The organism is Streptomyces lydicus, assembly GCF_000717345.1.
In the GTDB taxonomy this organism is placed as follows: Bacteria; Actinomycetota; Actinomycetes; order Streptomycetales; family Streptomycetaceae; genus Streptomyces; species Streptomyces lydicus.
In genome coordinates this window covers 1-217 of record NZ_JNZA01000121.1, presented here as the reverse complement: position 1 = coordinate 217, position 217 = coordinate 1, and the positions used below count along the sequence as shown (strand labels likewise).

Sequence of the window (217 nt, the reverse complement as noted above, 5' to 3'; positions counted from 1 at the left end):
GTCACCGCTGTACGTCGCCGTCACGGTGTGCGTACCGGGGGTCAGGGCACTGGTCGTCACGCTCGCTGTACCGCCCGAGAGCGTCCCGGTCAGCGTCGGCCCACCGGAGATGACGAACGTGACCGTGCCGGTGGGCGTCCCCGCCCCCGGCGCTACGGGCGCGACGGTCGCCGTGAAGGTCACCGGCTGCCCAAAGACGGACGGGTCGGGCGAGGAG

1 protein-coding gene is annotated in these 217 nt (G+C 72.8%); it reads right to left on the bottom strand.

From position 1 onward, the window contains the following. On the bottom strand, positions 1 to 183 hold a 183-nt coding region (locus OO62_RS36260), incomplete at its 3' end, for an Ig-like domain-containing protein (RefSeq protein WP_248782327.1). Positions 184 to 217: the final 34 nt, after the last annotated feature.